The 18,663-nt window shown below is 73.8% G+C and carries 18 protein-coding genes; 4 read left to right on the top strand and 14 right to left on the bottom strand.

What is annotated here, in order from left to right:
- Positions 1 to 25: 25 nt before the first annotated feature.
- The 3 genes from HHL19_RS27625 to HHL19_RS27615 form a co-directional block, all read right to left on the bottom strand.
- Positions 26 to 694 (bottom strand): DUF5063 domain-containing protein, encoded by a 669-nt coding sequence (locus HHL19_RS27625; RefSeq protein ID WP_169093059.1) that lies wholly within the window; start codon positions 692 to 694, stop codon positions 26 to 28.
- Positions 695 to 750: 56 nt separating this feature from the next.
- Entirely contained in the window at positions 751 to 1,350 is a 600-nt protein-coding gene (gene recR, locus HHL19_RS27620) for a recombination mediator RecR (protein WP_031008792.1), read from the bottom strand.
- A gap of 68 nt (positions 1,351 to 1,418) precedes the next feature.
- On the bottom strand, positions 1,419 to 1,754 hold the full coding sequence (locus HHL19_RS27615) for a YbaB/EbfC family nucleoid-associated protein (RefSeq protein ID WP_169093058.1): 336 nt from the start codon (positions 1,752 to 1,754) through the stop codon (positions 1,419 to 1,421).
- Between the two features lie 288 nt (positions 1,755 to 2,042).
- Here HHL19_RS27615 and HHL19_RS27610 point away from each other — a divergent pair, with 288 nt between their 5' ends.
- On the top strand, positions 2,043 to 2,747 hold the full coding sequence (locus HHL19_RS27610; RefSeq protein ID WP_206325222.1) for an SLATT domain-containing protein: 705 nt from the start codon (positions 2,043 to 2,045) through the stop codon (positions 2,745 to 2,747).
- A gap of 22 nt (positions 2,748 to 2,769) precedes the next feature.
- Here the strand turns inward: HHL19_RS27610 and HHL19_RS27605 are convergent, their stop codons facing one another.
- The 5 genes from HHL19_RS27605 to HHL19_RS27585 all read right to left on the bottom strand — a co-directional run bounded on the left by HHL19_RS27605 (position 2,770) and on the right by HHL19_RS27585 (position 7,069).
- On the bottom strand, positions 2,770 to 3,420 hold the full coding sequence (locus HHL19_RS27605) for a hypothetical protein (protein WP_169093056.1): 651 nt from the start codon (positions 3,418 to 3,420) through the stop codon (positions 2,770 to 2,772).
- A gap of 148 nt (positions 3,421 to 3,568) precedes the next feature.
- A complete protein-coding gene (locus HHL19_RS27600) occupies positions 3,569 to 4,282 on the bottom strand; it encodes a GntR family transcriptional regulator (RefSeq protein ID WP_169093055.1) in 714 nt (237 codons plus the stop codon).
- A gap of 92 nt (positions 4,283 to 4,374) precedes the next feature.
- Positions 4,375 to 5,445, bottom strand: coding sequence for a Tat pathway signal protein (locus HHL19_RS27595; RefSeq protein WP_169093054.1), 1,071 nt, complete (start codon positions 5,443 to 5,445; stop codon positions 4,375 to 4,377).
- The gene (locus HHL19_RS27590) at positions 5,442 to 6,116 is read right to left on the bottom strand and encodes an NAD(P)H-binding protein (protein ID WP_169093053.1); all 675 of its coding nucleotides are present in this window, start codon (positions 6,114 to 6,116) and stop codon (positions 5,442 to 5,444) included. Before HHL19_RS27590 ends, HHL19_RS27595 begins: the two co-directional genes overlap by 4 nt.
- Positions 6,113 to 7,069, bottom strand: coding sequence for a zinc-binding dehydrogenase (locus HHL19_RS27585; RefSeq protein WP_169093052.1), 957 nt, complete (start codon positions 7,067 to 7,069; stop codon positions 6,113 to 6,115). Before HHL19_RS27585 ends, HHL19_RS27590 begins: the two co-directional genes overlap by 4 nt.
- Positions 7,070 to 7,169: 100 nt before the next feature.
- Here HHL19_RS27585 and HHL19_RS27580 point away from each other — a divergent pair, with 100 nt between their 5' ends.
- A complete protein-coding gene (locus HHL19_RS27580) occupies positions 7,170 to 8,087 on the top strand; it encodes a LysR family transcriptional regulator (protein ID WP_169093051.1) in 918 nt (305 codons plus the stop codon).
- 69 nt (positions 8,088 to 8,156) lie between these two features.
- Here the strand turns inward: HHL19_RS27580 and HHL19_RS27575 are convergent, their stop codons facing one another.
- The 6 genes from HHL19_RS27575 to HHL19_RS27550 all read right to left on the bottom strand — a co-directional run bounded on the left by HHL19_RS27575 (position 8,157) and on the right by HHL19_RS27550 (position 15,334).
- Complete coding sequence (locus tag HHL19_RS27575) at positions 8,157 to 9,245, bottom strand: beta-ketoacyl-ACP synthase 3 (RefSeq protein ID WP_169093050.1); 1,089 nt, start codon at positions 9,243 to 9,245, stop codon at positions 8,157 to 8,159.
- A 26-nt stretch (positions 9,246 to 9,271) separates the two neighbouring features.
- Positions 9,272 to 9,991 carry an HAD-IB family hydrolase gene (locus tag HHL19_RS27570; RefSeq protein ID WP_169093049.1) on the bottom strand — a complete coding sequence of 240 codons (720 nt, stop codon included), beginning with the start codon at positions 9,989 to 9,991 and terminating at the stop codon, positions 9,272 to 9,274.
- Positions 9,991 to 11,073 carry a ScbA/BarX family gamma-butyrolactone biosynthesis protein gene (locus HHL19_RS27565; RefSeq protein WP_169093048.1) on the bottom strand — a complete coding sequence of 361 codons (1,083 nt, stop codon included), beginning with the start codon at positions 11,071 to 11,073 and terminating at the stop codon, positions 9,991 to 9,993. The genes HHL19_RS27570 and HHL19_RS27565 overlap by 1 nt, the downstream gene beginning before the upstream one ends.
- Before the next feature lie 92 nt (positions 11,074 to 11,165).
- On the bottom strand, positions 11,166 to 12,224 hold the full coding sequence (locus HHL19_RS37765) for a ketoacyl-ACP synthase III family protein (RefSeq protein ID WP_169093047.1): 1,059 nt from the start codon (positions 12,222 to 12,224) through the stop codon (positions 11,166 to 11,168).
- A complete protein-coding gene (locus HHL19_RS38260; RefSeq protein WP_169093046.1) occupies positions 12,221 to 13,747 on the bottom strand; it encodes an FAD-dependent monooxygenase in 1,527 nt (508 codons plus the stop codon). Before HHL19_RS38260 ends, HHL19_RS37765 begins: the two co-directional genes overlap by 4 nt.
- Before the next feature lie 105 nt (positions 13,748 to 13,852).
- Positions 13,853 to 15,334 carry an MFS transporter gene (locus tag HHL19_RS27550; RefSeq protein ID WP_240981899.1) on the bottom strand — a complete coding sequence of 494 codons (1,482 nt, stop codon included), beginning with the start codon at positions 15,332 to 15,334 and terminating at the stop codon, positions 13,853 to 13,855.
- A 151-nt stretch (positions 15,335 to 15,485) separates the two neighbouring features.
- On the opposite strand from HHL19_RS27550, the gene HHL19_RS27545 reads away from it, so the two are divergent.
- On the top strand, positions 15,486 to 15,884 hold the full coding sequence (locus HHL19_RS27545) for a nuclear transport factor 2 family protein (protein WP_169093045.1): 399 nt from the start codon (positions 15,486 to 15,488) through the stop codon (positions 15,882 to 15,884).
- A 34-nt stretch (positions 15,885 to 15,918) separates the two neighbouring features.
- Positions 15,919 to 18,387, top strand: coding sequence for an alpha/beta fold hydrolase (locus tag HHL19_RS27540; RefSeq protein WP_240981898.1), 2,469 nt, complete (start codon positions 15,919 to 15,921; stop codon positions 18,385 to 18,387).
- The last annotated feature ends 276 nt before the right edge of the window (positions 18,388 to 18,663 follow it).

Raw genomic sequence — 18,663 nt, 5'->3', positions numbered from 1 at the left:
CTGAGACGCGGTGCTCAGAGAATGATCAAACCGGGTCCTGGAGGCCCTTCATCCCCAGTGGGCCCGCGATCTCCCGCAGCATCACCCGGCCCGCCTCCTCCGCCAGGTCGTCCTCGGTGAGGTCCTCGTCCGTGTCCAGGCCGTCGAGGGCGGCCAGCGGCTGGTCGAGGCGGACGTGGGCGACCAGGGACTGGAGGGCGCGGAGGGTGGCCGAGGCGGTCGGGCCCCAGTTGGAGAAGTACGAGAACTGCCACCACCACAGCGCCTCGGAGGTGCGGCCCTCGCGGTAGTGGGCGAGGCCGTGGCGGAGGTCGGCGACGATGTCCGCGAGGTTGTCCGAGATGCGCGCCGGGACCGGGGCCTTGCGGGGCTCGTACGGGTCGAAGACCTCGGAGAAGACGTCCACCGGCTCCAGCATCGCGGCGAACCGCTCCCGCAGGTCGTCCACGTCCGGCTCCGGGCCCGTGTCCGTCTCGTACCGCTCGTCCGGGACGATGTCCTCGTGCGCGCCGAGCCGGCCGCCGGCGAGGAGCAGCTGGGAGATCTCCAGGAGCAGGAAGGGCACCGCGCTGTCCGGCTCGTCCCCCTTGGCGACCTCGGTCGTGGCGACGATGAAGCTCTCGACCGAGTCGGCGATCTGGACCGCGAAGTCGTCGGGGTTCTGCGTGATGGAGTGCAGCGTGGGGTCAGACATCGAGGAGCCTCCCTGAGAGCTCACCGGCACCGGCCCGGTCCTCCCGCGCCCGGTCGTCATACATCTAGCAGCCTCCGCCCCTCGAAGGCACGGCCGAGCGTCACCTCGTCGGCGTACTCCAGGTCGCCGCCGACCGGCAGGCCGCTGGCGAGCCGGGTGACCTTCAGCCCCATCGGCTTGATCATCCGCGCCAGGTACGTGGCCGTGGCCTCGCCCTCCAGGTTGGGATCGGTCGCCAGGATCAGCTCGGTGACCTCGCCGTCCGCGAGGCGGGCGAGCAGCTCCCGGATCCGCAGGTCGTCGGGGCCGACGCCCTCGATCGGGCTGATCGCGCCGCCGAGGACGTGGTACCGCCCCCGGAACTCGCGGGTCCGCTCGATCGCGACGACGTCCTTCGGCTCCTCGACCACGCAGATGACGGTCAGGTCCCGGCGCGGGTCGCGGCAGATGTTGCACTGCTCCTGCTGTGCCACGTTCCCGCAGACCGCGCAGAACCGGACCTTCTCCTTGACCTCCAGGAGCGCGTGGGCGAGCCGGCGCACGTCCGTCGGCTCGGCCTGGAGGACGTGGAAGGCGATCCGCTGCGCGCTCTTGGGACCGACGCCGGGCAGCCTGCCCAGCTCGTCGATCAGATCCTGGACCACGCCTTCGTACAACGGAACGCCCTTTCCGGGGGTACTGCCTTGCTCTTACGGTAGTGGTTGGAAGTGCTCCCTGGGAGTACCTAGAAGCCCAGGCCCGGCATTCCGCCGAGGCCCTGCGCGAGCGGGCCCAGCTTGGTCTGCTGGAGCTGCTGCGCGTTGTCGTTCGCGGCCTTGACGGCGGCCACGACCAGGTCCGCGAGGGTCTCCGTGTCCTCCGGGTCGACCGCCTTCGGGTCGATGACCAGGGCGCGCAGCTCGCCGGAGCCGGTCACGGTGGCCTTGACCAGGCCACCGCCCGCCTGGCCCTCGACCTCGGTCGCGGCGAGCTCCTGCTGGGCGCGGGCGAGGTCCTGCTGCATCTTCTGCGCCTGCTGGAAGATCTGCTGCATGTTGGGCTGGCCGCCACCGGGGATCACGGTCACTCCTCGTGGTTGAAAGTCGCCCGGTCACGTCTGGTACCGGTGCTCCGAGCCTACGTGGTCGGGGACCGCCCTGCCGCGACAACTCTTTCGAGTGAGAAACTGCGGGCTCCTCTACCTGATCAACACCCTCTTGCGGGCGGAAATCCCGGGATTCCGGGCCCGCCGCCCACCATTCGGCGGTAGGAAGGGCAGGCACCACGTGCACCGCACGTCACAGAAGGACACGAGCGACACGAACGCTGGGCTGAACAGAGGAGTCCCCCGGTGAGCCACCAGCCGGAGATGCAGCCGCCGGGGCAGCCCGGGGAAGACGTCCACAGAGATCTGACGGGGAAGCCCTTCCCCCTGGGCGACTGGGGCGAGCCCGCGGAACGCCTCGACGAGCTCTACCGGTGGGTGGAGGCGGGCGCCCTGCGCACCGCCGAGTGGTACCTCTCGGACCGGGTCTGGAAGCGCCGCTGCGCGCGCGTGCTGCGGGTCGGTACGGCGCTCGGCGTGATCGCCGGGGCCGCGCTGCCGCTGCTCGACCTGACCGGGGTCGCCGAGGGCACGGCCGGCTGGGGCTATCTGTCGCTGCTGCTCGGCGCCGCCTGCATGGCCTGCGACCGGTACTTCGGGCTGACCTCGGGGTGGATAAGGGACGTGGCGACGGCCCAGGCGGTGCAGCGACGGCTCCAGGCGCTGCAGTTCGACTGGGCCTCGGAGAGCGTGCGGGAGGTCCTCGGACCGACGGAGGGGACCGCCAGCGAGGCCGCCGAGCGGTGCCTCGGGGTGCTGCGGCGGTTCTCCGAGGACATCACGGAGCTGGTCCGGGCGGAGACGGCGGACTGGATGGTCGAGTTCCGCTCGGGCCCGGCGCCGCTGGCGCTCCAGTCGGTCGGGGTCGTACCGGCCCGGCCGGAGGTGGCGCACCCGTCCGGCCGCTTCCCGCTGCCGCCGGGCACCCGGCCCAACATGCCGCGCCAGCGTCCCCCGGAGACCCGCTGAGGGGGCTCCGGGGGGGGGCGGGCTAGCTCAGCATGATCATCGAGCCCTGGGCGAGGCTGCGGGTGGCCGCCGCGTGCAGCCCGAGCCAGACGTGCCGCTCGCGGGCGAAGGGGCCGTCCTCGTACGGGACCGGTGCGGCGGGCTCCTCGAGCTCGGTGGGCCGGGCGGGCGGGGCCGGGGCGGCCGGCGGGTTCGCCGGGTCGATGCCGAGGGCCGGGGCGACGAACTCCAGTTCCCTCAGCAGCCCGTGGGAGGAGCCGAGCGGACCGCCGCCCTCCAGGAGCTCGTCGTTGGAGAGCGGGACCGGGAAGTCGACCGGCACATAGGCGCCCGCGTGGTCGTAGTGCCAGACCAGGTGGGACTGCTGGGCGGTCGCCTCGAACATCTCCAGGAGCTGTTCGTAGTCCCCGCCGAGCTCGCCGACCGGCTCGACCGGCAGTCCGCAGATCGCGAGGAGATAGGCCCGGCGCAGGAAGTGCAGGGCCTCGTAGTCGAATCCGGCGACCGGGGCGACGTCGCCGGAGAGGCCGGGCATGTACGCGTACACGGGCACGGTCGGCTGACCGGCGGCGCTCAGCACGGCGTCGTAGGCGGCGAGGTCTTCGGCGAAGGGGTTGTCGGGGCTGTGGCACAGCACGTCGACGAGGGGGACCAGCCACAGGTCACAGGCCAAGGGAGGCTCGCTCTCCGTCAGTTCCGGGGAGGGCCAGGGTAGTCGGCGGCGCCGACGACGCCCACCCGTGGGAGGCCTGCCCCGGGAAGAACGGCCTCAACCCGGCGGCGGGACACCGGGTGCGGGCGGTGCACCGGGGCGGGGCGGGTCATCGGGCGAGCCGGGCTTCCAGGCGGTCGGCCCATTCCAGGGAGTGCGCGTTGTAGCCGCGTACGACTCCGATGGCGGCGTCCGCGTCGCCGCGGGTCACGGCGTCGATCAGCTCGATGTGGCCGGACCACAGCCAGCCGTGGAGTTCGCGCTCGGCGCGCAGGTGGGGCACGGAGAAGGCCCAGGCCTGGACGCGGAGGCGGTGCAGGAAGTCGGCGATGGGGTCGTTGCCGGAGACGAGCCGGGCCAGTTCGCGCCAGTACCGCAGGTCGTAGCCGATGAGGACGTCCAGGTCGCCGGCGAGGGCGGCGCGGGCGGCGGCCTCGCCCCTGCGGCGTATCGACACCAGGACGACGCCGATGTCGGCGTCGGGCTCGTGGAGCGCCGCCCGGGCCCGGGGGGTGTGGCCGCGGAAGAGGCCGTCGGCGACGAGCATCCGGGCCTCGACCATCTGCCGGTAGTCGGCCACCGAGAAGCGGTGCACGCGGAAGCCGCGGTGCTGGTCGGAGTCGAGCAGGCCCTGGGCGCACAGGTCGACGAGGGCCTCGCGGACGGGGGTGGCGGAGACGCCGTACTGCTCGGCGATCTGCTTGACGGTGAACTCCTGGCCCGGCTGGAGACGCCCCGCGAGGACCTCGTCACGGAGCGCGTCCGCGATCTGCCGGCTGAGGGTGCTGCGGGTGACGGCGCTGTTCGCGGACGTGCCGGGCATGCGGATGGGGCCCCTCCGTGAGGTTCCGCACGACTCTAACGGATGCCGGAGGGGCCCCTCGGGACGGATCGGTCCGCCGTTCAGTCCGCCGTTCAGTCCGCCGTCAGGAACGGGAAGGCGCGGTCCCGGCGCACGGGCACCGCGAACGTGGCGCGGCTGCGGACCTCCATGAAGGCGTTGATGCCGTTGCGCCGCCGGACGCCGATCCGCGCGTCGTGCGTCGGAGCGTCGGCCGCGTTCATCGTCGCCCGGGTGGCGTTGAAGTCCTCCATGGTGCGCTGCAGCGACACGAAGTGGGTCCCGGGCACCCCGTGGTCGAGGGTGGCGAAGTCCCTGCGGTTGATGCGCGGGACGCCGGCGAGGCGGGCGCGGCCGGTGGCCTGGGCGTGGCCCACGCGGCCGTGGTCGGCGGCGACCTTCGGCAGGCTGTCCGCGTCGCTCGTGGCGTCGTCGACGAGCTTCTCCGCCTCGTCGGCGCCGACGCGCGGCGAGTACATCAGGGCGCTGCGGGTGTCGGCGTCCTGTTCGTACCAGCTGTCGACGTCGAGTTCGATGTAGCTGACGTGCATGGTGGTGCCGCCGCGCAGCGGGCCGGAGGCGACGGAGATCCGCTCCTCGGGGGCCTGGTTGCCGCGCAGTCCCGAGTGGAAGCCGAGCATCAGCGGCGCGCGGCCCGGGATGCCGGACCCGGGGCGGCGGGCGGCCGGCAGGCCGCGCCCGACGAAGCCGGTGCGCGCCTCAGTCAGGCGCAGCAGGCCCCCCTGGTCGAGGGGGCCGTCGCCGAAGAGCCGGCCGGTGACCTCGGCGAGGGTCTCCTCGTCGTCGGCGGCCAGGTGCAGGCAGGCGTCGAAGGATTCGAGGCGCGGGTTCTCCCAACGCGCCATCGGGACGGGCCGGTTGACCGGGGACCGGACGCCGGTGTGCTTCTCGAAATAGCCGGGTCCCCAGCCCAGGCAGGTGAGCAATCCCTGCGGGCCGTAGGGGAGTTCGCGCTCCAGGGTGCGCAGCGCCGACTCCAGGTGCGCGGCGTCGGCGGGGGTGGGCGCGCCGCCGGTGATGTCGAGGAGGAGGAGCCGGTGGAAGCGCGGGGCGAGCGGGCGGCCCTCCTCGTCGTGGAGGAAGGTGTCCTCCCAGGCGTGCTGGGCGGCGGGCAACGCGGTCATGACAGGTCCTCCCCGTCGGGGTCGGCGTCGTCGGTGTCGACGCCCTCGGCGTCCCGGCGCAGGGCGGTGAAGGCGGCGTCCCAGTCGGCGAGCGGCTCGCCCGGCTCGTTGAAGAGGGCGAAGGTCGTGCCGCGGGCGGACGGTTCCTCCACGGCGGCGACCATGGCCGCGGCGAGGTCCGCGCGGGAGATCATGCCGTCGGTGCGCGGATGCTGAGTCAGGGTCAGGGCGTGCGAGCCGGGCGGGTCGTCGGTCATCCAGGTGGGCCGGACGATGGTGTACGGCAGCGGGCCGGAGCGCAGGGCCCGTTCGGCGGCTATCCGGGCCGGGAGCAGCGTGGCGGCGGTCCGGTTGAGCGGGTGGGCGGGGCCGTGGCCGACGGCGAAGGAGCTCAGCAGCACGAGGTGCGGCGGTGCCGGGCGGGCGGCGGCCTCGGCGAGGAGCAGCCGGGTGGCGTGTTCGGTGTGGCGTACGGGGTCGCCGCGCTTCGGTACGAGGATGACGGCGTCCGCGTCGTACAGCGCGGTCCGCAGGGCGTCCGCGTCCTCGACGTCGTCGACGAAGCGCACGTCGTGGCCGCGGCCGGCGGCGTGGTCGGCGACCCGGCGGCCGGTGGAGGCCCTGAAGCCCGAGGAGACGACGGCGATGCGGGCGGGCGGCGGCGTGGTCACGACGCGCCGCCGACAAGGAGGACGGCCTTGCCCGCGAGGCGTCGTTCCCGCAGGGCGGTCATCACCTCGGGCAGCCGCTCCCAGCCCTCGGTGCGGGCCACGACGGGCCGCATCCGCCCGTCCCGGATCGTGCGCAGCAGCAGGCCGAGGTCCTCGGCGACGGACTCGCCGGAGCCGAACACCCAGAAGGGGTGCAGGGTCTGGCGGGCGTGCGGGACGAAGGAGGAGATGGAGAGGGCCGCCGTGCGGCCCGAGGAGGTGCCGAGGAGGACGAGGTGGCCGACGGGGGCGAGCATCTTCAGGGCGGCGGTCAGGACCTCCCCGCCGACGGACTCCAGGACGAGGTCGAAGGGGCCCTCGGCCTCGTCGAGCGAGGTGATCACGTGGCGGGCGCCGAGCGCGCCCAGATCGAGCGTGCGGCGGCTGCCGTGCAGCGCCGTCACCTCCGCGCCCTCGGCGGCGGCGAGCTGCACCGCGAAGGAGCCGACGCCGCCGCTGGCGCCGGTGATCAGCACCCGGCGGCCGAGCAGGGGACCGCCGCGCCGCAGGGCGCGCAGGGCGGTGAGGCCGGCGACGCCGAGGGTGGCGGCCTCCTGGGTGGTGACGCCGTCGGGGACCGGTGCGAGCCGGTCGGTGGGGACGGCGGTGTACTCGGCCCAGCCGCCGAAGTCGGCCATCGCCGCGACGCGGGTGCCGACGGCCGGTCCGCTGCCGTCGGCGGCCTCGCGGACGACGACGCCCGCCAGGTCCTGGCCGGGGCGCCAGCCCTCGGCGCGCTTGGCGAACAGGCGCAGTTCGCCGCGGTTGACGGAGAACGCGCCCACGCGCACCAGGACTTCGCCGGGAGCCGGCCGCGGCAGGTCGACCTTGCGCAGTTCGGGTCCTTCGGGCGTGCCGACGTACGCGCGGACGGCCTCGGGAAGGGGGCTCTCGGGAAGGGGTGTTGTGGTCATGTCCCCACGCTAGGAACGGGCGGCCCGGTGAGGGAAAGACCGGCCGGCTATGGATTCAGAAGCACTGGCTATGAATGGGGGCGGCGCCTAGGCTGGGCCGGTGAGTCCTGACGCCCGGCTCCTGCGCTACTTCCTCGCGGTCGCCGAGGAGGGCAACTTCACGCGCGCCGCGGAGCGGCTGCACATCGCGCAGCCCGCGCTGAGCGCGCAGATCCGCCGACTGGAGAGCCGGCTCGGCGTCCAGCTGCTCACCCGGACCACCCGGACGGTCCGTCTCACCGAGGCCGGGCAGGCCGCCCTGGAGCGCGGTCCCGCCGCCCTGGAGGCGCTGGAGGAGGTGTGGGAGGCGGCCCGGCGCGCGGGGCGCGGCGAGCGGGGGCTGCTGCGGCTCGCGTACAGCGCGACCACCGGGTACGGCACGGTGCCGCAGCTGGTGGAGGCCCTGGCGGAGCGGTATCCGGAGCTGCGGGTCAGCGCGGAGATGACGCGGACGCCCGCCCTCGCGCAGGCGATCCGGGAGGGCCGCGCGGACGCGGGGGTGGTCCGCACCATGACCCCGGCCGCCGGGGTGCGGACCCGGCTGCTGCGCGAGGCGGCGCAGGGGCTGCTGGTCTCCGAGGACCATCCGCTGGCCGGGGCCGCGTCGGCGCGCCTGGCGGACGCGGCGGCGTACCCGGTGCTCGTCCACGCCCGCGAGGCGAACCCGACGGCGTACGACGCCCTCGTCGGCCTGTTCGCGCGGGCCGGGCTGCGCGCGGAGCTGGTGGAGCGGCCGATGGCCTTCGACCCCACGCAGCGGCTGCTGCGCGACGGGCAGGCGGTCGGCATGGTGCCGGAGACGTCGCGGGACGGGCTGGCCGACTGGCTGCGCTGGATCCCGCTGGAGGACGCGCCGCCGCAGCGGATCCACCTGGCGCTGCCGGACGGGCCGCCGGCCCCGGTGGCGGCCCGCTTCGAGGAGACGGCGCTGGCGCTGGCGGCGGCGGAGGGCTGGCTCCCGGCCGGCGGCCCCGCATGACGACGCCGCCCCCGACCCGTACGGGTGCACGAGTCGGGGGCGGCGCGATCGGGGGCGGGAACCCCGGGTCTACAGGCCCGCCGGGAGCAGGGGGATCAGCCCCCGGTGCCGCTCCGCGAGCGGGCGCGTGGCCGCCGCGGCGGCGGAGCGGTCCCCGGCGTGCGCGGTCGCGGCCCAGCTGACCAGGGCGGACCCCAGCGACATGCCGCCGCCGAAGGCGGTGAGCACCAGCAGGTCGCCCTCGTCGAGGAGGCCGGCGCGGTGCACCTCGTCGAGGGTGACGGGCACGGACGCGGCGCCGGTGTTGCCGTACCGCTCCAGCGAGAGGTGCATGGCGGCCGACCCGAGGCCGAGCCGGGGCCGGACCTCGGCCAGCATGACGCCGTTGGCCTGGTGCGGGACGATGTGCGCGATGTCCTCGCCCCGCGTGCCCGACCGCTCCAGGAGGGCGCGGACGGCGGCGGGCAGCCGCTCGTTCACGAAGGCGCGCACGCCCCGCCCGTCCATCCGGAAGAAGTGCCCGCCGTCCTCCAGGGTCTCGGCCGACGCGGGCCGCCGGCTACCGCCCGCGGGCACGCTGATCAGGCCGTGCGCGTCGCCCTCCGTGCGCAGGTCGGTCCGCAGGATTCCGCGCTCCGCGGGCACGGGCCCCAGTACGACGGCCCCCGCGCCGTCGCCGAAGAGGATCGCCGTCCTGCGGTCCGTGTAGTCGAGGATCCGGGAGTAGATGTCGGCCCCGATGACGAGGCCGTACCCGAGGCCACCGTCCGCGCGCAGCATCCGCTCCGTGACGGACAGGCCGTAGACGAAGCCGCTGCACACCGAGTTGATGTCGAAGCAGGCCGCGCGCCGGGCGCCGATCAGGTCCTGCACGATGCCGGCCGTCGCGGGCTGCGGGTGGTCGGGCGTCGATGTGGCCACGACGAGGTACGACACGTCCTCCGGGCTCAGGCCGCACTGCGCGAGGGCCGCCCGCGCGGCCTCGGCCGCGAGGTCCGAGGTGGCCTCGTGCGGGGCCGCCCTGCGGCGCTCCCGGATCCCGGTCTTGCGCACGATCCATTCGTCGGAGACGCCCGTGGTGCGGGCTATCTCGTCGTTGCCGACGACCTGTTCGGGCAGCCGGGAGCCGGTGCCCACGATCCCGATGGGGTTGTGCATGACCTCTCCTGAGGGTGGGTGGAAGCTCATCGGATTCCGCTCGCCGCCGGTTCCGGCGCCGGGGCGGCGGCCGGGGCCGTCGCCAGACGCTCCCAGCCGAGGCGTGCGGCGTGCTCGGCGAGCACCGGGTCGTCGCCGACCACGACCGCCTTTCCGGCGAAGGCCAGCAGCTCGGCGTCGCTGCCGTGGTCGCCGTACGCGGTGCACGCGGCCGGGTCGAGGCCGCGCACGGCCGCGACCGCGCGCGCCGCCCGGCCCTTGGCGGCCCCGATCATCGGGGTGACCACCTCGCCCGTGAGGACGCCGTCGCGCACCACGGGCCGGGTGCCGATCGCCCAGCCGGCGCCCAGGTGTTCGCGGATCGGGTCCAGGCAGGCGTGGAAGGATCCGGACAGCAGGACCACGAACTCGCCCCGCTCCTTGTGCCGTTCGAGCCGGGCCACGGTCTCGCCGAGGAAGACGTCCTCGTCCGCGAGGAGCGCGTCGAACCAGGCCCGGCCGGTCTCGGCCAGCTCCGCCCGCCGCTCGCCCGCGTAGAGCCGGTAGTAGCTGCGGTTGATCTCCGCGCGGGGCACGCCGCGCGCCGCGTCCCGGTGCAGACCCGCCGTCAGCCGGTCGTACGTGCCGTCCGGTTCGCCGCGGCGGGCCAGGTGGAAGCGGAGGAAGGAGAACATGCTCTTGACCCGGACGAGCGTCTCGTCCACGTCGAAGAAGGCCGCGCCGGGGCGGCCGGTCCCGGCCGCCATCAGCCGAGGTCCCCGAGGCGGGAGAAGCTGAGGCTGAACAGACAGATCGACTCGCCGTCCTGCCGGGCGTCGACCCGCACCCGGAGCTGGTCCACGCCGGCCCGGTCGCCCTCGCCCTCGATCTCGTCCTCGCCCAGCTCCACCACGCCGCCCTGCGTGTAGTACGCCCCGGCGGCGTCGCGGTCGGACCGCAGGACCTCGCCGACCTCCGCCGTCAGCTCCGTGGCGTGCTCCAGCTCGCCGAAGCGGCTGAAGACCACCGACAGGTCCGTGGGGAAGGTCCGCGACGGGGACATGCCGTGCACGTCGAGCGCCCCGTACAGGGCGAGCTGGCGGGCCGCCTCGGCGAGCACCATGCCCGGCAGGTGGTCCTGCGGGTGGTCGAACATGCTCGGGTGGTCGCCCGGGACGCGCAGCAGCGCCTGCGCCGTGGCGCCCTCCCGCGTGGCGTGGTCGATCACGACGTTGTCGCTGTTCTTCCGGCCGACGCGGTACGGCTCCACCGAGCCGCCGCGGCCCGTGTGCGGGTACGCGTCCGAGCTGGGCAGCGCCTTGCCGTCGCGGTTGCGCAACCGCAGCACCAGGTAGTCCTCGGGCGACTTGAACCGCAGGCCGACCGAGGCGCGGCCTATGACGGTGCCCCGCACGTCGATGTCGATGTCGTAGTCGAGGCCCGTGGTGAGGCCCTCGCGCTTGCGGTGGCCGGAGACGGCGACCCGCAGGGTCATCGCGCACGGCGCCGCGCCGACGACGATCCGCTCCGGACGCGTCAGGTGGATGCGCAGGTGGGTGAGGATGAACTTGTGGCCGGTGGGGACCCCGTAGAAGGCGTGCGCGCCGGCCAGGGCCGACTGCCGGCAGGCCTCCAGGAGCAGCACCGGGTCGTACATGCCGGGGCGCAGCAGGTGGTCGCCGTAGTAGGCGTGCGAGCGGGGCAGCTGGGCGCCCGCCAGGTAGCCGGTGTCGTCGACCGGCTTCAGGTCGGTGAGGAACACCTCGCCCACCGAGTCACGGTGCACCAGGCCGCGGTCGACGGTGCGCGTGTAGCTCAGTCCGGATGCCTCGGGAAGCGTTGCGGTCATGGAAGGAACCTGCCTTGTCGTGTGATGGGACGTGACGTGGTTCTCGGGGTGGGTCGGTTCGGCGGGGGACGCGGTACGGGACGGGGCCGGGCTCAAGCGGCCCGCTCCAGGAGCGCGCCGGTCCAGGTGAAGCCGGCGCCGGCGCCGAGCAGCAGCACCCGGTCCCCGGGCGCCGCCCCGTCCCGGGCGGTGAGGTGGTGCAGGCCGGCGATCTGGTCGCCGGTGCCCAGGTGGCCGACGGTGCGGCCGAAGTCCCACAGGGACCGGTCCCGGCCGCCGGGGAACTCCGGGAAGTAGTTCTCGGTGAGGAGCGGCAGCCCCAGGTTGGGGTAGACGACGTGGCGGAGGGCGGGGTCGTCGCCGTCCGGCAGCAGCGCGGCGCGGATCTCCCGGACCGCCGCGCGGGTGCTGTCGCGCAGCTGGTCCTTGCCCCGCTCGGCGAGGTAGCGCCGCTTGGCCGCGCGGACGTCGTGCTCGGCCGCGAGGAGTTCGGGCAGTTCGGGCGACGGCTCCTCGTCGCGGTGCAGGCCCTCCAGGTGCGGGGCGCTGACCGTGTGCCGGGCCAGCATCCGCCAGCCGCCGGGCCGGGGGTCCTTCCCCGCCGGTTCGGAGGTGAGGACGGCGGCGGCGGCGCCGTCCCCGTAGACGATGCCGTAGTCGGCGGTGAAGCGGTCGAACCCGGAGGAGGCGAACCGGTCCGCGGCGACGACCAGGGCCGTGCCCCGGCCGCGTCCCCGGAGGAATCCGGCGGCCATGTCGAGGACGAGCATCTGGGCGTTGCAGCCCTGGTTGACGGTGAGCGGCAGCGCCTGCGGGCAGCCCAGCTCGGACTGGAGCCAGGAGGCCGGCGCCCACAGCCGCTTGTGGCCGTGGCGGTGTATCGACGTGATCACCACGAGGTCGAGTTCGCGCGGCTCGACGCGGGCGGCGCGCAGGGCGTCGCGGGCCGCGAGGAGCGCCATGTCGGCCGGGTAGAGCGAGTCCTCGGCGCAGACGGCGGCGTATCCGGTGGCGCGGATCCGGTCGCCTTCGCCGCTCTCGTCGTACTGTGCGGCGGCCTTCTCGACGTCGACGCGCTCGGGCAGGTAGCTGCCGGTACCGGCGATCGTGACGGTCTCGGCCTCGGGGGTGGTCCGGGCGGCCCGGTTCACGCGGCCACCTCCTCTCGACGGTGGTCCGGTGTGCCGTCCGGCCGCCGCGCGTCCGGTACGAGGACGGCCGCCACGTGCCGGTCGGGGCGGACCAGGACGGCGTCCGCGCCGGCGGGCAGCCAGGCGGACTGGCGGGTGGACAGGGCCAGGCCGCGGGTGCCCGCGGGGAGCAGGCCGCGGTACGCCTCCGGGCGGGCGCCGGGGCGGAACAGCGCGACGGGCCGGCCCGGGTGGGGGACGTGGCCGGGCACGCGGGCGCCCGGGACGAGCTGGTACGTCTCCCGGCGCGGCAGCATGGCGGCGGGCCGGGCGGCGTACGTCGTGTAGAGCTGGCTCCAGGCCTCGGCGTATCCGGCGAGCGTCTCCTGGACCCGCTGCCGCAGCTCCTGGGTGGTCGCCTCCCGCATGGCCTGGAGCAGGCCGAGGGCGCTGGTCGCCCGGCCCACCTCGGCGGCGGCGTGGCGGCGCTCGGCGGCGTAGTCGGCCAGGACGGTCTCGTCGGCCCGTCCCTCGACGAGGGCGGCGAGCCGCCAGGCGAGGGCGGTCGCGTCGGCGAAGCCGGTGTTCATGGCCTGGCCGCCGGCGGGCGAGTTGAGGTGTGCGGCGTCGCCGGCGAGGACGGCCCGGCCGCTGTGGAAGGACGCGGCGAGCCGCTCGTGCACCTGGTAGTGGGCGAGCCGGTCGGTGTGCGCGAGGTGGAGCGTGGCGCCGAAGCCCAGGGCGTCGACGGCCCGGGCGAACGCGGCGCCGGTGACCGCCTCGTCGCGGCCGAGGAGTTCGGGGGCGGCGGGGCCGGCGATGCGGACGAGGCCGCCGGGCAGGGGCAGCAGCGAGACGGCGCCGCCGGGGCCCACGTACATCGCCGAGGAGTCGGGGTCGACGGCCTGCTGGGGGCGGCCCTCGGCGAGGAGGTAGCTCATGGGGTAGGTGATGCCGTCGAAGGCGATGCCGAGCCGCTGCCGTACGCCGCTGCCCGCGCCGTCCGCGCCGACCAGGTAGCGGGCCGGGAGGGTGAACACGCCCTGCTCCGTGGCCAGTTCGACGAGGAGCTGTCCGCCGGGACCGTCCGTTCGGTGTCCGTCGTAGCGGACCGAGCGCAGGAGCCGGCCGCCCCGGTCGGTGAACGCCGCGGCCAGCGTCCGCTCCACCGCGGGCTGCGGGAGGTTGAGGTAGTAGGGGTAGGGGGTGTCGAGTCCGGCGAACTCGACGGTGTGGACGGCGCCGTGGTGGAGGTGGAAGGCGATGCGGTGCTGGCGCACCCCCTGCCGTTCGAGCCCGGCGCGCAGGCCGAGGTCTTCGAGGGTCTCCAGGCTCGCCGCGTGCACCATGACGGCGCGGGTCCGCGGGTCGACGTCCGGGGCCTGGTCGATGACGGTGCACTCGATGCCGCGGCGGCGCAGTTCGCAGCCGAGCATCAGGCCGGTGGGCCCCGCACCGACGATCAGGACGTCGGTGCCGTCACCGGAGAGACCGGGGAAGCCGGAGAAGCCGGGGAGCGCCCCGGATTCGGGAGGGTGGTTCATCGTTCTCCTCTTGCGCGGAAGCTGAAGCGAAGTGGAAGACGTGCCGGGGGCCGCGGCCGGGGGCGGGGGTGGTCCCCGGCCGCGGGTTCGGGGGGTGCCGTCCGGTCAGTCGTTCGCGGCCGCGGCGCGGCGCTTGGCGAAGAGCGCGACGAGCAGTCCGACGGCGACCAGGATCAGGCCGTTGGCGAGGATGGCGACGTTGATGCCGTGGAGCGTGGCGGCCTCGACGGAGGAGTCCTTCGCCGCGCGGATCTGGGCCACCGCGATGGCGCTCATGATCGGGATGCCGATGGTGATGCTGACCTGCTGGGTCAGGGTGGTGATGCCGGTGGCCAGGCCCTGCTGCTCGTTGGGCAGTCCCGAGGTGGCCGTGACCATGAAGCCGACGATCGCGACGACGTGGGCGTAGCTGCTGAGGAAGGCCAGGCCGAGGACGGCGTAGAGCCAGCCGCGGGCGTCGCCGGCGAAGTACAGCGCGCCGACGGTGACGCCCTGGACGAGGAGGCCGGCCACCAGGACGGCGCTGCTGCCGCCGAGGGCGCCGATCCAGCGCGGGGCGGTGACGCCGCCGAGGAAGGCGCCGACGCCGAGCACGCCGAAGGTCAGACCGGTCGACATCGCCGAGTAGCCGAGCACGTCCTGCAGGTACAGGGTGATCAGGAAGATCATGGCGGTGAAGCCGATGAAGGTGGCGGCGCCGCCGATGTTGCCCCAGGTCACGCTCCGCAGGCCCAGGACGCGCAGCGGGGCCAGCGGCTCCGGGGCGCGCAGCTCGATGAGGCCGAAGGCGATCAGGAGGACGACGGCGGCGGCGAGGGACACCAGGGTGGTCCGGTCGGCCCAGCCGTACTCGCCGGCCGCGGAGATGCCGTACACGAGGGCGATGAGGCCGGCGCTGACGGTGACGGCGCCGGGGATGTCCAGCTTGCCGCCGCGGCGCACCTCGCCCTTGGCGAGGAGCATCGGGGCGACGACGATCAGCAGGAGGCCGATCGGGACGTTGATGAAGAAGCCCCAGCGCCAGCTCAGCACGTCGGTGAGCAGGCCGCCGAGGATGGCGCCGCAGGTGAATCCGGCGGAGAGCATGGCGCCGTTGAGGCCGAGGGCGCGGTCGCGCAGCGGGCCCTCGGGGAAGGAGGTGGTCAGCAGCGCCAGGCCCGCGGGGGTGACCATGGCGGTGGCCAGGCCCTGGGCGACGCGGGCGGCGAGCAGCGGACCCGAGGCGTCCACCAGGCCGCCGAGCAGGGAGGCGACGGTGAGCAGGGCGAGGCCGGCGAGGAAGACCTTGCGGGCGCCGACGAGGTCGGCGATGCGGCCGAACAGCAGGCTGAAGCCGGCCGCGCTCAGGGCGAAGGTGGTGGCGATCCACTGCAGGTTCTCCTGGGAGAAGTGCAGTTCGCGGCCGATGACGGGGACGGCCACGTTCATGATCGAGAAGTCCACGGCCAGGGTGAACTGGGCGCCGAGGAGGAGGAAGAGCACCATGGTCTGACGGCGCGTCATCTTCCCGTCGGCCGGGGCCGGGGGCGGCTTCGCCGCCGACGGCTGCCCCTCCAGCGTCTCCCCGGACTGGTTGATCGTTGACATGAGAGGCCTTTCGCTTCCTGTCGGTTGATTAGGCGTCGAGCATCCGGGGAAGAAGCGAAGGCGAGCCAGTACCCGCCCCTTCATATGGCTGCCGTGGGTACCACTGGCCGGGTCTGTCTCGTGACGCGATCCCGTGCGTACCGTTCCGGCCATGACCGCAGACACCCGTTCCACAGTCGAGGCGTTCTTCGCCCGAATCAGCAAGGGCGACGTCGAAGGCGCCCTGGAGTTCGTCGCCGAGCCGGTCGACTGGTTCACCCCCGGAGACACCGCGCTCATCCCGTGGATGGGCCGGCGCGAGAGCCACTCCGACGTCCGCGACTTCTTCCGGATGGCCGGCGAGAACATGACCCCCGAGTCCTTCGAGACCGCCCACACGCTCGTCGACGGCGAACTCGCCGTCGTCCTCGGCTCCTTCCGGTACCGCGTCACCGCGACCGGCAAGAGCTTCGCCTCGGAGTTCGCGCTCGAACTCCGGGTCACGGACGGGAAGATCACCCGCTACCACATGCACGAGGACAGCTACGCCATCGCCCTGGCCTTCCACTGAGCCGACCCGATCCGCGAGCACGCAGGAGACCACCATGTCGAACGAGAACGAGTACGACGTACTCGTCGTCGGCGCCGGCCCGACCGGACTCACCGCGGCCTGCGAGTTGCTGCGGCGCGGGGTCAGGGTGCGGCTGATCGACTCCGCGGCGGGCCCGAGCGTCTACTCCAAGGCCATGCTCGTCTGGCCGCGCACCCTCGACATCCTTGAGGACCTGGGCCTCTCGGAGCATCTGAGGGACGTGTCCGTGGAGCTCCGCCAGATGACCTACTACTCGGAGAAGCAGCCGGTGTCCCGGATGCGGATGACCGAGGGCATGGCCCCGCACTGCCTGCCCCAGCGCAGCACCGAGGAGATCCTCACCGCCGGCCTCAAGGGGCTCGGCGGCACCATCGAGCGGGGGGTGCGGCTCCTCGCCCTGCACGGCGTCGACTTCTCCGGCGCCGTCACCCCCGGCACCGACGTCACCGCCACCCTCGAACACTCCGACGGCTCCGTCGAGCGGTTCACCGTGCCCTGGGTGATCGGCGCGGACGGCGCCGCCAGCGCCGTCCGCAACCAGCTGGGCATCGCCTACGAAGGGGCGACGTACGAGAACCGCTTCCTCATCACCGACGCCCGCATAGAGAACAACCCGCTGGCACCCGACGAGATCCACTACCACCAGTCCCGGCTCGGCGTCCTGGCGATCGTCCCGCAGCCGCACGGCCTGTACCGCTTCTTCACCAACGCGCCCGCCGGGCTCACCGAGGGCACCCTGGAGGACATGCAGCGCCTGGTCGACATGCGCGGCCCCGGCGGACTGCGCCTCGTCGACCCGGACTGGGTCACCACCTTCCGGCTGCACCGCAGGCGCGCCGCCTCCTTCCAGCTGAGCCGGGTCTTCCTGGCCGGCGACGCGGCGCACGCGCACAGCCCGATGGGCGGCCAGGGCCTGAACACGGGCATGCAGGACGCGCAGAACCTGGCGTGGAAGCTGGCCTCGGTGGTGCGGGGACACGCGAGGCCCGAGCTGCTCGCCACGTACACCGCGGAACGCGCCCCGGTGGCCGACGCCGTGGTCCGCGACACCGACCTGCAGACCCGCGCGGCCATGTGGACCGGCACCGGCCAGGTCCTGCTGCGCGACACCGCGATGAAGGCGCTCGACCGCACCCGCGCCCTCGACCGCTTCTACCTGCCGATCGCGGCCGGCCGGCGCTGGGTGTACACCCCCGAGCCGGGCACCGCGCGCGGACAGCGGACGCACCGCACGTCCTGGTGCTCGCTCAGGTCCACGCTGCGCAGGCACGCCCGTGAGGGCGCCGCCCTGCCCCGCGGACTCGCCGTCGACCTGGGCCTGGCGGGGCCAGGAGCCGATCCCGGCCCGTTCGCGGTCCTGGTCTCCCCCGACCCGAGGCGGGCCGCCGGGGCGGACCTCGCCGAGGCGGTACGCCGGCTCGCGCAGCCCTTCGGCCGCGCGGTCCGCGTCGTGGACGTCACGGAGGCGCCGCGCCGCGCCGGGCGGGGCCGGAAGGGCGACCCGTCCCGGCGCGCGGCCCGCGAACTGCACTGCGGACGGCCGGGTTTCCACCTGGTCCGCCCGGACGGCCACATCGTCCTGCACGGACACCGTGAGGACCTCGACGAACTGCACGCGGAGTTCGGGCGCCTGCTGCTGCCGGGGCCTGCCGCCGACCACGACACCGACCGGGCGCTCCGGTCCACCGATTCCCCCCTGGAGGCAACCATGGCCGTGTCCGGCCGCTACGTCCCGCCCGCCCGCACCGTCGGTGACGGCCCGCACAAGGTGATCGTGCTGCACTCGCTGTTCGGCGGGCACGAGACCTTCAGCGCCTGGTGGCCGTACCTGGACGGGAGCCGGTTCTCGTACGCCTTCATGGACGCGCGGGGCTTCAGCGACGCCCGCGACGAGACGGGCACGTACAGCACGGACGAGATCGCCTCGGACGTGCTGGCGCTCGCCGACCACCTCGGCTGGCAGGAGTTCTCCCTGATCGGCCACTCACTGGGCGGCCAGCCGGCCCAGCAGGTGCTCCTCAAGGCCCCGGACCGGGTGCGCAAGCTGATCGGCCTCAGCCCGGTGCCGGCGTCCGGCATGCCGATCCCGGACGAGGACTTCCCGCTGTTCGCCGAGGCGGCGCACAAGGTGGAGAACCGCCGGATCGTCATCAACATGACCACCGGCGACAAGCTCTCGTCGACCTGGGTGAACGCCTGGGCGGACGCCTCGATGAAGGCGGTCGGGCCGGTCGCCTTCCGCAGCTACCTGGACTCCTTCCGCACCACGGACTTCTCGGCCCGGATCACCGGCTCGGAGATACCCGCCCTCGTGGTCGTGGGCGAGAACGACCCGGCGGTCACCGCCGAGGCGATGAACGGGACCTGGATGAAGCACTACCCCCACGGCGAGCTGGCGGTCATCGGCAACGCGGGCCACTACCCCATGGTGGAGACGCCCATCGCGCTCGCCACGCTGCTGGAGGACTTCCTCGCGAAGTAGTCGCGAGGAGGCGGCGGATATCCGGTATTCCACCTGTCGGTTGTCCGGGTGTCGCCCCCCGTCCTCAGGCCCCTGGTACCGCCCCCCGCCAGGGGCCTGAGGCGTGCGGAGGAGGGGTTCCGAGGAATGATTGATTCTTGGAATATCAATCATTCGATTTCTCGAACCCCTCTTTGCCACCATCGGTAACTGCCGTCCGGACAAGTCCACTTGATGAGCTTCGGCCAGTTGCTATGATCACCGGACAACCGAATCACCGGGGCCGAGTTCGGAGCC

This window comes from Streptomyces sp. R302, assembly GCF_012927245.1.
Taxonomy (GTDB): domain Bacteria; phylum Actinomycetota; class Actinomycetes; order Streptomycetales; family Streptomycetaceae; genus Streptomyces.
Note: the sequence above shows the minus strand (reverse complement) of the source record. Positions and strands in the feature narration are given on the sequence as shown.

What these genes read in the sequence shown, in the direction of transcription:
- HHL19_RS27545 (WP_169093045.1), top strand. Translation starts at nt 15,486, where the DNA reads ATGACCGCAGACACCCGTTCCACAGTCGAGGCGTTCTTCGCCCGAATC.
- HHL19_RS27610 (WP_206325222.1), top strand. Translation starts at nt 2,043, where the DNA reads ATGCAGCCGCCGGGGCAGCCCGGGGAAGACGTCCACAGAGATCTGACG.
- HHL19_RS27585 (WP_169093052.1), bottom strand. Translation starts at nt 7,069, where the DNA reads ATGACCACAACACCCCTTCCCGAGAGCCCCCTTCCCGAGGCCGTCCGC.
- HHL19_RS27540 (WP_240981898.1), top strand. Translation starts at nt 15,919, where the DNA reads ATGTCGAACGAGAACGAGTACGACGTACTCGTCGTCGGCGCCGGCCCG.
- HHL19_RS27550 (WP_240981899.1), bottom strand. Translation starts at nt 15,334, where the DNA reads ATGTCAACGATCAACCAGTCCGGGGAGACGCTGGAGGGGCAGCCGTCG.
- HHL19_RS27575 (WP_169093050.1), bottom strand. Translation starts at nt 9,245, where the DNA reads ATGCACAACCCCATCGGGATCGTGGGCACCGGCTCCCGGCTGCCCGAA.
- HHL19_RS27565 (WP_169093048.1), bottom strand. Translation starts at nt 11,073, where the DNA reads ATGACCGCAACGCTTCCCGAGGCATCCGGACTGAGCTACACGCGCACC.
- HHL19_RS27570 (WP_169093049.1), bottom strand. Translation starts at nt 9,991, where the DNA reads ATGGCGGCCGGGACCGGCCGCCCCGGCGCGGCCTTCTTCGACGTGGAC.
- HHL19_RS38260 (WP_169093046.1), bottom strand. Translation starts at nt 13,747, where the DNA reads ATGAACCACCCTCCCGAATCCGGGGCGCTCCCCGGCTTCTCCGGCTTC.
- HHL19_RS27595 (WP_169093054.1), bottom strand. Translation starts at nt 5,445, where the DNA reads ATGACCGCGTTGCCCGCCGCCCAGCACGCCTGGGAGGACACCTTCCTC.
- HHL19_RS27625 (WP_169093059.1), bottom strand. Translation starts at nt 694, where the DNA reads ATGTCTGACCCCACGCTGCACTCCATCACGCAGAACCCCGACGACTTC.
- HHL19_RS27600 (WP_169093055.1), bottom strand. Translation starts at nt 4,282, where the DNA reads ATGCCCGGCACGTCCGCGAACAGCGCCGTCACCCGCAGCACCCTCAGC.